Raw genomic sequence first — 14,783 nt, 5'->3', positions numbered from 1 at the left:
ATTAGAGACTATTTAAAGAACAATGTTTTGCTCTTTGACGGAGCAATGGGAACATACTATGATGAGCTTACGGATGACGGAATAGGCTGTGAACTTGCCAATATAAAAAATCCGGAGCTTATAAAGGGTATTCATAATGAATATATTGACGCCGGGGCAAAGGCAATACTTACAAATACTTTTTCTGTAGGTATTGATGTGTTCAACGGAGACAGAAACTTACAAAAAGAGGTGGTCGTTGCAGGAATTGATATTGCAAACGAGGCCGCAAAGGACAGAGCATATGTCTTTGCGGATATAGGACTGATACATACAGGCAGCAGTGAACTTGCATTTGAAGAGTACAAGGTTTTGATAGATATTTTCTTGGAAAAGGGAGTAAAGAATTTTCTGTTTGAGACAAGAAGCAGTACAAGCGGAATGGTACTAAGTGCCGAGTATATCAAAGAAAAATGCAGTGACGCTTTTATAACAGCCTCATTTGCGGTTATGCCTGACGGATATTCAAGTGAAGGATATCAATATAAGTCATTGTTTGCAGAGATTACAAACTCAGGCGTTTTTGATGCGGTGGGACTTAACTGTGTATCCGGAGCCAATCATATGGCAAAACTTTTAAAGGATGTGGATACAAAGGGACTTTATCTTTTTGCAAAGCCGAATGCAGGCTATCCTGTAGTCAGAGATGACAGAGTTTACTACAGTTCACTTGCCAACTATTTTGCAAATCAGATAGAGGACATTCTTGAGATGGGTGTAAATATTGTAGGCGGTTGCTGCGGAACCACACCTAAGCATATAGAACTGTTAAAAAAGAGTATGAGCGGTAAACTTATAAAGCCGAGAAGAGCGGTAAAGTCTGAAAAAAGTACCGCACAGAATATAAGAGTCAACAGATTCAAAGAAAAACTTGATCTCGGTCAAAAGCCTATAGCGGTGGAACTTGACTCACCTATAGATACAAATATTACAAAGTTTATGGACAATGCAAAAAAGATAAAGGCGGCAGGTGCGGATATCATTACTATTGCGGATAATCCTATAGCCAGAGCCAGAATGGACAGCTGCCTGCTTGCCTGCAAAGTAAGAAATGAGCTTGACTTTGATGTACTTCCGCATATGACTTGCAGAGACAGGAATGTAAACGCTTCAAGAGGACTGCTGCTGGGTGCCAATGCAATGGGAGTTGACAATGTACTTGTAATCACAGGAGATCCGATACCGAATGCTCAAAGAGATGAGATAAGATCCGTATTTGAGTTTAATTCGGTGAAGTTTGCAAACTTTATCAATTCTTTAAATAATGATTTATTTGAAAGTCCAATGAATATCTGCGGTGCATTGAATGTAAACTCGAGGAACTTCAGTGCGGAGCTAAAGAAAGCTGTCAGAAAACAGGAAAACGGTGTAAAGGTACTTTTTACACAGCCGGTACTGACTGACAGGGCTATTGAAAATTTGAAAGTAGCAAGAGAAAGCCTAGACATAAAGATTATGGGTGGTATAATACCAATAGTTAGTGAGCGAAATGCCAGATATATGCAAAGTGAAGTAAATGGTATACATATCACTGATGATATTGTAGAAAAATATGTGGGCAAAGCTAGAGAAGAAGCAGAAGAGATAGCCCTATCTATGTCAAAGGATATAGCAGGTAAAATCTATGACTATGTGGATGGATATTATCTAATTACAGTACTTAATAGAGTAGGACTTATGGAAAGACTTATAAAGACTGTAAAGAAAGTGTGCGATAATAGATAAGTGGTAGTATAGCTTTGTACTAATAATATGAGTTTGAAGAGGTAAGCATATGGCGTATACAAAAGAAGATTTTGACAATTGGATATTTTTTATATCGGATAAGATGGATTACTTTACAAATGAGTTTGCAAATGAAAACAATCTATGTTTAGATTATTCTATAGATAGTCTAAATGCTTTGGAAGATTGGTTGCTTAAAAAGTATGAAAAGATAAGTGAGATTATAGAAGATAAGACATTATATAATAATACTTATAATATACTTGATTTATGCGGAGTTTATGTTGGTGAGGTGTTTAGAAAACATATAGGCGGAAAATGGTATATGATTATGGATAATCCTAAAAATGTATATTATAAGCTACCGGTACTTACAGATCCGTCTTATATTGGAGAGACATATAAATGCCCAATTACTATGGTTACAGCCTGTTTGGACAGAAGAAGAGGAGATTATATTAGCTGGATTTTAAACAATAATATAGAAAACATGAAAAAATAAACTAAATAAAATATCCAACATAGGGTGCTGTTGGATATTTTTTATTTTCTAAGCTGATTTATACATTTTTTTAGTACTTCAAATGTAGTATTCACCTCATCTTTGGTTGTGTACTTACTTAATGTAAGTCTAAGTGATGATGAGGCTCTTTTTTTATCATTTGAAATAGCCATTATTACATGTGAAGGGTCTATGCTACCGGTGGTACAGGCAGAACCAAGTGAGGCACAGACCCCATTTTGATTTAACAGGATTAAAAGTAATTCACCGTTGATATTTTCAAAATATATATTTATATTGTTGCTAAGCCTGTTGTGCATACACCCATTTAGATGTGAACCTTCTATATTTTTAAGTATCAGTGATAGTAGTTCATCTCTTAGCGTCTGCATCTGTATATTGTCTTCTTTTAGATGTTCATAGCAGTTTTTCATAGCATTTGCCATTGCCACTATTCCAAAGGTATTTTCCGTACCCGCTCTGCGATTTCTTTCCTGACTGCCTCCATGTATTAAAGATGTAAGCTTGATACCGCTTCTTATATATAAAAATCCGACACCCTTCGGTGAGTGGAATTTATGTCCGCTTGCACTGAGTAAGTCTATATTCAGCTCATTCACATCAATAGGAAGATGGCCTACAGCCTGTACCGCATCGGTGTGGAATAAGATATTGTGCTCACGGGCAAGCTTTCCGATTTCTTTAATCGGCTCTATAGTGCCTATTTCATTATTTGCAAACATTATGCTTATAAGGACTGTATCCTCTCGGATAGCAGACTTAAGCTCATTTATATCAATAATCCCTTTTTCGTCGGTATTTAGATAAGTGACTTCATATCCTTTTTTTTCAAGATAAGAGAGTGTATGAAGTACGGAATGATGCTCGATCTTTGAACTTATGATATGCTTTCCTTTATTTTCCGTAAGTTCACATGATTTTAATATTGCCCAATTATTTGATTCGCTGCCGCCTGAGGTAAAATAGATCTCATTATATCTTGCACCGAGGATATCTGCAATCATCTCTCTGGCATCTTCCATATCGGCCTTTACATCATTTGCTATAGAATAGCTTGATGAAGGATTTGCATAGTTTTCAAATAAATATTTTTTTGCTATATCAAAAGCATCCTTATCCACAACAGTGGTAGAGGCGTTGTCCATATATATCATAGTGCTCCTGTTCTTTAATTATAAATAGTATTAACAATAAAATAGTAAATGATTGAATTTGAATTGACAAGTATAATATGAGTATTGTATAAAAATCCTATATTTAAAAAGAGGTGATATATGGGCTGGAGCGTTGAAATTTTATGCTTTTAAATTTTTTTCATGAATATTTTAAACTTGTACCTGAGGATGTACTTTGGAACTGTTATTCAAAGGATAAATATTTTTATACTAAAGCTGATATAGATAAGATTTATAATAAAAAAGACCGGACTGCCGAATGGATATATACAGATCCGAATGAACAATGATATAGAGGTGATTATGAGATTTGAGGGTAGAATACTTGGTAAAGCCGGTGTTAATAAGATACAGACAGCATATACGGTATATAATATTCTTATTGATATGGGCTACAGTATGAGATTTTCCTTTGATAAATATGAGTACAGTATATCATATATGAAAGAGGAAAATGATATTTTGTTCTTTCATGATGCAGAGCATATGATAGAGGTGTACAGTTATGAAAGAAATTTTGAAATACCGACTGAAAGAGCAAATGAACTGGGGCTTGAGACATATTATCGTTTTTCAAATATATATGGGAAAGAACTGATTATTCTTGAATTGTTGCACAGATATTTAGAGGAGAACCCCAATGATATCTTTTATGTGGATAATGGGAGATATTATAATAAAGCGATGATAGACAGTATTTATAACGGAAAACATGATAAAAACTGGATGTATAGACCACTATACAGTATCAAAAGTATATCTGAATATATAAATATACTTTTAGCAACAACGGTATCTTATATGGGCGGTATGGGAAATATAATGGATACAAGACATAGGGGAGAGATGAGTGTTGAATTAAGGTATGAGGGAAGGATAATCGGTAAAAGGAAAAATTCAAAATTCGGCACGGCTTATAGGGTAATAAGAACTTTAAAAAAATCACATTGCAAAAATATAGTAAATATAAAAAGAGAGAGTTACAATATTTTATATGCAAAATGTAATAATAAAAAGATTATTGAAATATATTGTAACACTGAGATGACAGATATCCCTACAGATGAAATAAAACAGATGGGCTTTGAGACATATTTTAGGATTACAGATCTTATCGGAAAAGAGATGCAGGTGCTTGAAATAGTACATAAATATCTAAATAAGTTTTCGGAGGATATTTTCTATATTGATAACGGTTGTTTCTTTACAAAATCACAGATTGATGAAATATTTAATAATAAGGATAAAAACGAAAAATGGATATTTAAGAAAAGAGAAAGGGATAGATTTTAGTAGGTACCATGGCAGGAGATGTAGGAATTTTAAGAAGAAAAGATGATAACAGTTGTAGAGACATAAAAGATATTGTAAATATACTGATGTCAAGAGGGTTTACTTCGGAATCTTTATATGATCATGGGGACTATTATATGTTTTCCGTAAATAAACCGGATTACGATGATGATTTCAGATGGTATTTGGATGACGCCTCTTCATGGGCGGTTATGTATGTTCATATAATAGAAGATGGATTTTCAAATTATACAGTAGAAGATGCTTCAGGACAAAAGACAGATTACTACAGATACATATATATTGAGGGGTACGGTGATAGAGGCTTTATGTATTTAAATTTTTTACATGAGTATTTCAAACTGTTTCCGGATGATATATTTGAAGGTGAGTTGGATTACCTATATACAAAAGAAGATATTGACAGGATGTATGAAAAAGAAATATGGTTGGGGAACTGGTATGATCTTGATCCGAAGACTTTATAGTACAATGATACAAATCAAATAAGTATATGATATACTGTCTGTTATAGACTTTAATAAAATTTTTGGAGAATATATGGAAAAGAAAAAAGTAGTGGTAGGTATGTCGGGTGGAGTGGACTCTTCAGTGGCAGCCTATCTTTTAAAAGAAGCCGGATATGATGTCACAGGTGTGACTATGCAGATATGGCAAAGTGAAGATGAAGAGGATATGTCCGGCAGTGGAGGCTGTTGCGGCCTTTCAGCGGTGGATGATGCCAGAAGGGTGGCAAGAGATATCGGCATACCTTATTATGTAATGAATTTCAGAGATGAATTTAAAGATAAGGTAATAGATTATTTCGTAAATGAATATGTACAGGCAAGGACACCTAATCCATGTATAGCCTGCAACAGATATGTAAAATGGGAATCTCTTTTAGAGAGGAGTATGATGCTTGGGGCGGATTATATTGCCACAGGGCATTATGCAAGAATAGAAAAGCTTGAAAACGGAAGATATGCACTCAGAACATCAAAGACAAGTGCCAAGGATCAGACCTATGCACTTTATAATCTTACACAGGAGCAGCTTTCAAGAACATTGATGCCTGTGGGAGATTATGAAAAGGATGAGATAAGAGAGATTGCAAAGAAGTTCAACCTCAGAGTGGCAAATAAGCCTGACAGTCAGGAGATATGCTTTGTTTCAGACAATGACTATGCCTCATTTGTAGAAAATGAAATAGGCAAAAAGATGCCTGAGGGAAACTTTGTGACAGCTGACGGAGAGATACTTGGGAAGCATAAGGGAATCCTTCACTACACCATCGGACAAAGAAAAGGACTTGGTATAGCGCTTGGACATCCTATATTTGTTACAGAGATAAGACCTGAGACAAATGAAGTTGTAATAGGTGAAAATGAGGATGTTTTCGGGTACAGTCTGGAAGCCGACAAATTGAATGCCATGGCGGTTGAGAAGTTTTATGACGGTATGAGAGCTGTAGGAAAGATAAGATATTCACATAAGGGTGAACACTGCACAGTAAAGGTACTCGGAGAAGACAGGATAAGAATAGACTTTGATGAAAAGGTAAGAGCAATTACACCGGGACAGGCGGTTGTACTGTATGATGAGAGCGGACTTGTACTTGGTGGCGGAACAATAACTAATAGTATTATAAAAAAAAAACATGATTTTAAATATTATAAATTATAGATATAAACTATGTAAAATTTATTGGAGAAAAGTAATGGGAAAGATAGAAGGAATAGAGATAAAGAATTTTGGACCTTTAAAAAATGTAATACTTGGAAAAACAAGGACTCATCAGAGTGAAAAGGCACTTGGAAGCCTTGTTGCTATTATAGGACCAAGTGGAAATGGGAAAAGTACTTTGGCAGATGTATTTGGGTTTATAGCAGATTGCTTAGAGATTGGAGTAGAATCAGCGTGTGATGCGGGTAATCGTGGTGGATATGATAATATTATTTCACAAGGAGCTGAGAGTTCTATATCTTTTGAGATATACTATAGGGAGGCAAGCAAGACTAAGCCAATCACATATCAACTTGATATAGATGTAGATGACATGGGTAGACCATACGTGAAGGAAGAAAGGTTAAGACAAAGGGTTGAAAAGAGAGGGTGGCCACGTTCTTTTTTACATTTGCAAAGTGGTAAGGGATATGCTTTTGAAGGGACAGAAGGAGGGCAGGATGATAACGGACAAGTTACAGGTGAAAAGCGAGAAGTGGAATTGACAGATATTAGAAAGCCGGGTATTGTGACATTAGGTGCGATGAAGCAGTATAATAGAATTGAAAAGTTTTTACAATTTCTTAAGAGTTGGTATCTATGTTACTTTTCACCAGATGAAGCTAGGAGAATTCAAACTTCAGCACCTACGCCTTATTTAGATAGAATCGGTAGTAATATTAATAATGTTGCCCAATATATGTATCGTGAGAATAGGAGTGTTTTTGAAAAGGTATTAAAAGAAATTCAGGGTAAGTTACCGGGAATTCAAAAAATTGAACCTTTAAAATTAGCCAATGGACAAATTACACTAAGATTTTGGGAAGAAGGATTTAAAAATCCTTTTTTTTCACCACGTATGTCTGATGGTACATTAAAATTATTTGCATACTATCTTTTATTACATGAGAGAAATCCAAGGCAGCTCGTTTTTATAGAGGAACCAGAAAATGGATTATATCATCATTACCTTGCTAAACTTGCAGAAGAGATGAAGAAAAGTGTAGGAAATGGTTATGCGAAACAACTGTTTGTAACAACACATAGCCCCTTTTTTGTGAATTCACTTTATCCAGATGAAGTATGGGTGCTATATAAGGATAAAAATGGGTTTTCTACGGCAAAACGTGCATCAGAGTATGAGTTTGTTAAAGAACTTTCAAAAGAAGGTGTTGAACTTGGTGATATGTGGTACAGTCAATACTTTGGATAAAGGGGTGTTACTATGCATATTCAGTTTTTGATAGAAGATATGTCAACTGAAATATTGGTTAATCATGTCATGGAAAAATTTAAATATATTCATCCAGAAAATGAAATTAGCTATAAAATAAAATCATTTAGAGGAGTTGGCCATTTACCAACAGAAGGAAAGACTGTTATAGAACGTAAGACAGGTAAATTACTGAATGATTTACCAATGTATTTTGAAGCTTTTGATAAGGTGTTGTCAAGCTTACCTGGTGCAGTTATCATACTCATTTTGGATAATGATAAAAGAAATACAGAAGAGTTTAGTAAGCAACTTAAAGATTTAGCAAGTAAGAAAATAAAATCTACAGATTATGCTATTTGTATAGCAGTTAAAGAGATGGAGGCGTGGTTATTAGGAGATAAGGAAGCAATAGAAAAAGCATATCCTAATTCTAATAAGAATGCTGCAAGAGACTACATGCAGGATAGTATAGATGACACATGGGAAGTTCTTGCAAACATGATATATCCTGGAGGATTAAAAAATCTAAAAAGAAAAGCATCAGGTTCATATCATTTAATTGGAGAGGCAAAGCTTGAATGGGCTGAAAGAATCGGAAAAACACTGGAATTAAATAGAAATACTTCTCCAAGTTTTAAAAAGTTTATTAACGAATTGGAAATAAGATTAAATAGTTAATAAAAATATAATGTAAATATTAGATTGGTATTAAGTATAAAATATTTGTGATTCGTATAACAAGTGACTTGGTATAGCGCTTGGACATCCTATATTTGTTACAGAGATAAGACCTGAGACAAATGAAGTTGTAATAGGTGAAAATGAGGATGTTTTCGGGTACAGTCTGGAAGCCGACAAATTGAATGCCATGGCGGTTGAGAAGTTTTATGACGGTATGAGAGCTGTAGGAAAGATAAGATATTCACATAAGGGTGAACACTGCACAGTAAAGGTACTTGGAGAAGACAGGATAAGAATAGACTTTGATGAAAAGGTAAGAGCAATCACACCGGGACAGGCGGTTGTACTGTATGGTGAAAGCGGACTTGTACTTGGCGGCGGAACAATTATAGGAAGATGTGACTAAAGTAATGTGATATGTGCAATAAATTAGGTATAAGAAAGACTTTTGTAATTTAAAGCAACGTAAGGAGGCTTTGAAATATGAAAAAACATAAAATACTAACAAGTATTATTATAAGCTATATAATTGGAGTACTGATTGTAGCAGTACCCAATTTCATCTCTTGTGTAGATACAAAATCTATGTATGACTCAGTCATAGATATTGTAACCGATTATGTAATGTCTTCGCTTTTTTTAGGGGGCTTTATTGCTGCGATATATGTATACCCGATTATATTGGCTATATATCAGGTAATATTGCTTTTTTATGAGGCAAAAAATAGGCTTTTAGAATCCGGAATATTTTTTGATCAAATAGTGATTTGGTACGGATTTATTTTAGAAGGACTTTATATTGCAGTAGTAAAAGATGCAACAGGGTCTGACTGGAGTGAAGTGCTGACAAATTCAGAAACACATACACCTATCTTCACAGGAGCGGGACTCACAATTTGTGTACTATGCTTTATAGGTCTTATCGGATATTACTATCTGAGAATTTGTTCACTAAAAAAAACACCGCCTTTACTTGCAGTATTTTCAATATCTGCTATGTATATTTGGTTAGTTGTAATAGTTGTTTTCACTGTACAGGTATTTGGTAGTAGTGGAATGGTAGATAGATATTCTGATTTATACCTATTGATTTATCCTTTTTGTATTGCTTGCATTATAGCAAGAACAGTTCTTTGTAAGGTTCATGAGTGGAATGAACTTGAGATGGAAAGAGAAAAGATACAAAATAATTTAACTTTAAATTTTTTAGATAAGATACTGTCAAATTCAAAATTTTGGCCTATATATGCCCTTATTCTTATGCTGCCGTTGCTTGGAATCATTATAGGTATATTATTACTTTTCGGTCAGGCACCGGATTCCGTTATAAAGGCATGGACTGAAACTGCAGATTGGACATTGTCACTAAAGGAAGCACCTCAAAATATTTATTATGATGAGCATTATCTTTGTACCGTAGCGGCAGGCGGGCACAGAAAAGTGGTAAAACCTGTAAGAAGAGGAATCCGTCATGGTCACGAGGTTATAGTAAACAGGCAGCTCTGCATAGCAAATGCCTTTGAACAGATTTTAGAGGAAAAAACACCTCGCTTCCATATACTTGTGAGGGGAGTATATGACCGCTACGGCTTTCCCATTGCAAGGCTTATAAAGAGCAAATGGATTGCAGATATTATATATATTATGATGAAGCCTTTAGAATGGATATTCTTAGCTGTAATATATATGAGCGATGTACATCCGGAAAACAGAATAGCTACCCAGTATATGGGCAAAATAAAAAAGCTCCCTTAAATAGGAGCTTTTTAAATTTCACGGAGGCGAAGAGATTCGAACTCTCGTGCCACGAAAAATTGACAACCTGATTTCGAGTCAGGCTCGTTATGACCGCTTCGATACACCTCCAAGATATATTATACATTAAAATGCGCATTAAATCAACCTTAATAAATATTAAGAATTTCACAATAATTATATATAATGTAGAATAAACTCACATAGTAATAAAAATATTATTGTTAGAAAAGTATAATTAGATTAAAAAAACAGACAATTTATAGTATGATATTAGCAACAATAAATATCACAGGAGGGTTTGACATGCGTTGTAAAAATTGTGGTTCTATGAATGCTGACGGAGCAAAGTTTTGTGAGAGTTGTGGTGCTGCCCTTGAGAGCGTGAATATGCAGCAAAGCCAAAGTAACACCGAATATAAGGTATCTAATCCTACAGGTAGTCCGGGAAGTCCGAAAAAATTATCGAAGAATATTATTTTCGGTGCGTCAGGTGCCGTAGCGGTTCTGTTTATTATAGTGATAGTTGCATTCGCTATGAATTCAGGTAAAGTAATTGATTTGAACAAGTATATAAGCTTCGAGTCAAGCGGATATGACGGATGAGTACAGAAAGTCGTTACAGGATCAGGCAAGACTTACTCTGGATGCTTACATTGTCAAGGATTATAAACCGAATATGCAGGTATCCGATATACAGTTTCTAGGAGAGGATTTGCTGTATACTTCAAATGATAAGGAACAGTTCAACGGTACAAATATATACTATGTAGTGTTCTCTGCAAATTTATCAGATGCCAACGGTAAATTCCCGACTACTACCATTTATTATCCGGTGGAATATACCTATGTAATGAAATTAAGTGATGAGGACTTTTTAACGGCAAACAGATCGGATGTTGCTCTTAACTTTTTGATGCTTCCAAACACTTGGGATACAACAAGAGGATATACAGACGGTAATGAAATGTACAAGAATCTTATAAGTGGTCGCGATAAATTATATGAGCATCAGGTAAGTGACGGTTTAAAGCAGTTCGGGGAATAATATAGTTTCATTATACGAACGATTGTGGACAACAGCATAAAAAAGGGGGCTGAGAGCGGTCAGCCCCTCTTTTATAATGTAATTGTTTGAATATCGGACAAATCTAAAGTAACAGTGGCTGTTTTAAAGTGTATTTCATATAATATCAATGAATCTCCGGCAAAGTCTATAGTGTTTTTATAACCGGGTATCTTGTCACAAAAGCAATCCGCCAAATCAAAAACAGTTTTTTTGCTTCTTAGGGCGATTCCTCTTGCCTTTATATGCTCATTGCCTTTTTTGGGGATTGTTGTAAAGGCGACGTTTCGGTTTTGTTCCATTTCATGTACTTTTTCATTGTCTTTAAATGTCGTAAAGTATAGGACATTATTTTCAGTATTAAAATAATAGTTGACTATTCTTACATTCGGAGTGCCGTCTGTTCCTATAGTTGTTAAAGCAAGTTCAGTCTGCGTGTCCATAATTCTTTTGAATTCTTTTATTGTATCCATGAAAACCTCCGTTTCTATAATGAATGAATAATACAATATGGAAAAAGGTTTATCAAGTCTATATCACAGTCAACTTGCTTCCAACTTGGAATAGACATAAAAGCTTATTTGATGTATACTTTTTTCATATGGGATATCGTCAGATATCGTCTAAATAAGTAACAGATATGTAGAAGAAGGGGAAGCCATGATTGACATTAAGTTTTTAAGAGAAAATCCGGATGTCGTAAGACAGAATATCAAGAATAAATTTCAGGATTTCAAACTCCCGTTAGTTGATGAGGTTATCGAGCTTGATGAGAAGCTCAGAAAGACAAAAGTAGAGGCTGATGAGCTTAGATCAAAGCGAAACAAGATTTCAAAAGAAATCGGTACACTTATGGCACAGGGCAAGAAAGAAGAGGCTGAGCAGGTAAAGGCATCTGTAGTAAGCCTTGGAGAGCAGCTTTCAAAGCTTGAGCCTGTTGAAGCAGAGCTTGAAGAGAAGATCAAAAAGGATATGATGACCATTCCGAACATTATAGACCCAAGTGTACCGATAGGCAAGGATGACAGTGAGAATGTAGAAATCGAAAAGTTCGGTGAGCCTTTTGTTCCTGATTTTGAGATACCTTATCATACGGATATAATGGAAAAACTGAACGGAATCGACCTTGACAGTGCAAGAAAGGTTGCAGGAAACGGATTCTATTATCTCATGGGAGATATAGCAAGACTTCATTCTGCGGTAATCTCATATGCAAGAGATTTTATGATTGACAGAGGATTTACATACTGTGTACCTCCTTTTATGATCAGATCCGAAGTGGTAACAGGAGTAATGAGCTTTGCCGAGATGGATGCCATGATGTATAAGATTGAAGGAGAGGATCTTTATCTTATAGGTACAAGCGAGCATTCAATGATCGGAAAATTCATTGATACTATGAATGATGAGGCTAAGCTTCCATACACACTTACATCTTACTCACCTTGCTTTAGAAAAGAGAAGGGAGCTCACGGTATCGAGGAGAGAGGTGTCTATCGTATCCACCAGTTTGAGAAGCAGGAGATGATAGTTGTTTGTAAGCCTGAAGAGTCAAAGATGTGGTATGACAAACTGTGGCAAAATACTGTAGATCTTTTCAGATCAATGGATATTCCTGTAAGAACGCTTGAGTGCTGTTCAGGTGATTTGGCGGATCTTAAGGTAAAGTCATGTGATGTTGAAGCATGGTCACCAAGACAGAAAAAGTACTTTGAGGTAGGAAGCTGTTCAAACCTCGGGGATGCACAGGCGAGAAGACTTAGAATCAGAGTAAAGGATGCCGACGGCAACAAGTACTTTGCACATACACTTAACAATACTGTTGTAGCACCGCCTCGTATGCTTATCGCATTCCTTGAGAACAATCTCAATGAGGATGGAAGCATCAGAATACCTGAGGTTTTAAGACCTTATATGGGTGGAAAAGCAGTTATAGGAAAATAATGGTTTACGCCCTGTGTATACAGGGTGTATTTTTGAAAGGAGACTCTTTTGAATTTTTCATTTGCACATTTTAATTTTAACGTCCTTGATTTGGAAAGAAGTTTGAAGTTTTATAGAGAAGCACTCGGACTTGAGCCTGTAAGAAGAAAAGATGCACAGGACGGTTCATTTACTTTAGTATATCTTGGAGATAAAAAGACAGGCTTTGAGCTTGAGCTTACATACTTAAGAGATAGAAAAGATCCATATAATCTCGGAGAACTTGAGTATCACCTTGCTATGGCTACAGAGGATATGAAGGCGGCTCATGAGCTTCATGAGAAGATGGGTGTTATATGCTATGAAAACCCTGATATGGGTATTTATTTTATAAACGACCCTGACGGATATTGGATTGAGATTGTACCAAGTAAATTATAGAGGTAAATATGGCAAAGATACAGATGATTACTCCACTTGTTGAGATGGATGGAGATGAGATGACAAGAATCCTGTGGAAGATGATAAAAGATGAACTCATACTTCCTTTTGTGGATTTAAAGAGTGAATACTATGACCTTGGATTAAAGCACAGAGATGAGACTGATGATAAGGTAACTGTAGAGTCCGCCAATGCTACAAAGAGGCTCGGTGTGGCTGTAAAATGTGCTACCATTACTCCGAATGCCGCCAGAGTAAAAGAATATGACTTAAAGGAGATGTGGAAATCTCCGAACGGTACTATCAGAGCTATCTTAGACGGTACAGTGTTCAGAAAACCTATATTGGTAAAGGGTATTGAGCCGAATGTCAGAACATGGAAAAAGCCTATAACCATTGCCCGTCATGCCTATGGTGATGTATACAAAAACACGGAGATGATTATTGACGGGCCGGGTAAGGTTGAACTTGTGTACACAGACAGTGAAGGCAATGAGACAAGAAGTCTGATACATGAGTTTAAGGGTGCAGGAATTGCACAGGGAGTTCACAATCTGGATTCTTCCATTGAAAGTTTTGCAAAAGCCTGCTTTGAATATGCTCTAAGTCAAAAGGAGGATTTGTGGTTTGCTACAAAGGATACCATATCAAAGAAGTATGACCATACATTTAAAGATATCTTTGAAGATATATACAATGTAGAGTACAAGGAGAAGTTTGAAAAGGAGGGAATTACATATTTCTATACGCTTATAGACGATGCGGTGGCAAGAGTTATGAAGTCGGAGGGCGGATTTATCTGGGCTTGCAAGAACTATGACGGAGATGTTATGAGCGATATGCTTTCATCCGCTTTCGGTTCACTGGCTATGATGACTTCGGTACTGGTTTCCCCTGACGGCTGTTATGAGTATGAGGCGGCACACGGTACCGTTCAGAGACATTATTACAAGTATCTGAAGGGTGAGCCTACATCTTCCAATTCGGTTGCAACCATATTTGCATGGAGCGGTGCACTAAGAAAAAGAGGAGAACTTGATAATCTTCCTGATTTGACTGACTTTGCAAACAGACTTGAGAAGGCTACAATTGATACTATAGAGTCCGGCAAGATGACAGGAGACCTGGGTGCAATATCAACATTGGAGAATATAACAGTTTTAAACAGTGAAGAGTTTATACATGAGATTGCAAAGCATTTGCAATAAATATATGGCAGTT

Annotated in this window: 16 protein-coding genes, 1 tRNA gene and 1 pseudogene; 15 read left to right on the top strand and 3 right to left on the bottom strand. The window is 35.9% G+C overall.

Annotated features, from left to right (window positions below):
- Together ACO6FI_RS01475 and ACO6FI_RS01470 are read left to right on the top strand one after the other, a co-directional pair.
- On the top strand, nt 1-1,764 hold the full coding sequence (locus tag ACO6FI_RS01475; RefSeq protein WP_485455795.1) for a bifunctional homocysteine S-methyltransferase/methylenetetrahydrofolate reductase: 1,764 nt from the start codon (nt 1-3) through the stop codon (nt 1,762-1,764).
- A 49-nt stretch (nt 1,765-1,813) separates the two neighbouring features.
- A complete protein-coding gene (locus ACO6FI_RS01470) occupies nt 1,814-2,266 on the top strand; it encodes a DUF3806 domain-containing protein (RefSeq protein ID WP_485455794.1) in 453 nt (150 codons plus the stop codon).
- Nucleotides 2,267-2,307: 41 nt separating this feature from the next.
- Here ACO6FI_RS01470 and ACO6FI_RS01465 read toward each other — a convergent pair whose 3' ends face one another.
- On the bottom strand, nt 2,308-3,441 hold the full coding sequence (locus tag ACO6FI_RS01465; RefSeq protein WP_485455793.1) for a cysteine desulfurase family protein: 1,134 nt from the start codon (nt 3,439-3,441) through the stop codon (nt 2,308-2,310).
- A 143-nt stretch (nt 3,442-3,584) separates the two neighbouring features.
- Here ACO6FI_RS01465 and ACO6FI_RS01460 point away from each other — a divergent pair, with 143 nt between their 5' ends.
- From ACO6FI_RS01460 to ACO6FI_RS01425, 8 genes and pseudogenes are all read left to right on the top strand, one after another.
- Nucleotides 3,585-3,752: an oligoendopeptidase F gene (locus tag ACO6FI_RS01460; RefSeq protein WP_485455792.1), complete on the top strand. Its 168-nt coding sequence runs from the start codon at nt 3,585-3,587 to the stop codon at nt 3,750-3,752.
- 13 nt (nt 3,753-3,765) lie between these two features.
- On the top strand, nt 3,766-4,755 hold the full coding sequence (locus ACO6FI_RS01455; RefSeq protein WP_485455791.1) for a hypothetical protein: 990 nt from the start codon (nt 3,766-3,768) through the stop codon (nt 4,753-4,755).
- 8 nt (nt 4,756-4,763) lie between these two features.
- A complete protein-coding gene (locus tag ACO6FI_RS01450; protein ID WP_485455790.1) occupies nt 4,764-5,243 on the top strand; it encodes a hypothetical protein in 480 nt (159 codons plus the stop codon).
- A gap of 73 nt (nt 5,244-5,316) precedes the next feature.
- Nucleotides 5,317-6,441: a tRNA 2-thiouridine(34) synthase MnmA gene (gene mnmA / locus ACO6FI_RS01445; protein ID WP_485455789.1), complete on the top strand. Its 1,125-nt coding sequence runs from the start codon at nt 5,317-5,319 to the stop codon at nt 6,439-6,441.
- Between the two features lie 34 nt (nt 6,442-6,475).
- Nucleotides 6,476-7,693 (top strand): AAA family ATPase, encoded by a 1,218-nt coding sequence (locus ACO6FI_RS01440; RefSeq protein WP_485455788.1) that lies wholly within the window; start codon nt 6,476-6,478, stop codon nt 7,691-7,693.
- 12 nt (nt 7,694-7,705) lie between these two features.
- Nucleotides 7,706-8,374, top strand: a complete 669-nt coding sequence (locus ACO6FI_RS01435) for a DUF4276 family protein (protein ID WP_485455787.1) — start codon at nt 7,706-7,708, stop codon at nt 8,372-8,374.
- Between the two features lie 67 nt (nt 8,375-8,441).
- Nucleotides 8,442-8,783, top strand: a pseudogene (locus ACO6FI_RS01430) (aminomethyltransferase beta-barrel domain-containing protein); the annotation flags it as partial.
- A gap of 77 nt (nt 8,784-8,860) precedes the next feature.
- Nucleotides 8,861-10,132, top strand: a complete 1,272-nt coding sequence (locus ACO6FI_RS01425) for a DUF6688 domain-containing protein (RefSeq protein ID WP_485455786.1) — start codon at nt 8,861-8,863, stop codon at nt 10,130-10,132.
- 21 nt (nt 10,133-10,153) lie between these two features.
- Here the strand turns inward: ACO6FI_RS01425 and ACO6FI_RS01420 are convergent.
- Nucleotides 10,154-10,243, bottom strand: a tRNA-Ser gene (locus ACO6FI_RS01420).
- Nucleotides 10,244-10,438: 195 nt separating this feature from the next.
- On the opposite strand from ACO6FI_RS01420, the gene ACO6FI_RS01415 reads away from it, so the two are divergent.
- Both ACO6FI_RS01415 and ACO6FI_RS01410 read left to right on the top strand, forming a co-directional pair.
- Complete coding sequence (locus ACO6FI_RS01415; RefSeq protein ID WP_485455785.1) at nt 10,439-10,738, top strand: zinc-ribbon domain-containing protein; 300 nt, start codon at nt 10,439-10,441, stop codon at nt 10,736-10,738.
- Complete coding sequence (locus tag ACO6FI_RS01410) at nt 10,728-11,180, top strand: hypothetical protein (protein WP_485455784.1); 453 nt, start codon at nt 10,728-10,730, stop codon at nt 11,178-11,180. The genes ACO6FI_RS01415 and ACO6FI_RS01410 overlap by 11 nt, the downstream gene beginning before the upstream one ends.
- Nucleotides 11,181-11,251: 71 nt before the next feature.
- Here ACO6FI_RS01410 and ACO6FI_RS01405 read toward each other — a convergent pair whose 3' ends face one another.
- Nucleotides 11,252-11,671: a pyridoxamine 5'-phosphate oxidase family protein gene (locus ACO6FI_RS01405; RefSeq protein ID WP_485455783.1), complete on the bottom strand. Its 420-nt coding sequence runs from the start codon at nt 11,669-11,671 to the stop codon at nt 11,252-11,254.
- Between the two features lie 187 nt (nt 11,672-11,858).
- Here ACO6FI_RS01405 and serS point away from each other — a divergent pair, with 187 nt between their 5' ends.
- Genes serS through ACO6FI_RS01390 form a run of 3 tightly spaced genes read left to right on the top strand, consistent with a single transcriptional unit; the run spans nt 11,859 to nt 14,770 of the window.
- Entirely contained in the window at nt 11,859-13,142 is a 1,284-nt protein-coding gene (serS, locus tag ACO6FI_RS01400) for a serine--tRNA ligase (RefSeq protein ID WP_485455782.1), read from the top strand.
- A 48-nt stretch (nt 13,143-13,190) separates the two neighbouring features.
- Complete coding sequence (locus ACO6FI_RS01395; protein WP_485455781.1) at nt 13,191-13,562, top strand: VOC family protein; 372 nt, start codon at nt 13,191-13,193, stop codon at nt 13,560-13,562.
- 8 nt (nt 13,563-13,570) lie between these two features.
- On the top strand, nt 13,571-14,770 hold the full coding sequence (locus ACO6FI_RS01390; RefSeq protein ID WP_485455780.1) for an NADP-dependent isocitrate dehydrogenase: 1,200 nt from the start codon (nt 13,571-13,573) through the stop codon (nt 14,768-14,770).
- Nucleotides 14,771-14,783 lie beyond the last annotated feature (13 nt).

The organism is Lachnoanaerobaculum sp., from assembly GCF_057250505.1.
Note: the sequence above shows the minus strand (reverse complement) of the source record. Positions and strands in the feature narration are given on the sequence as shown.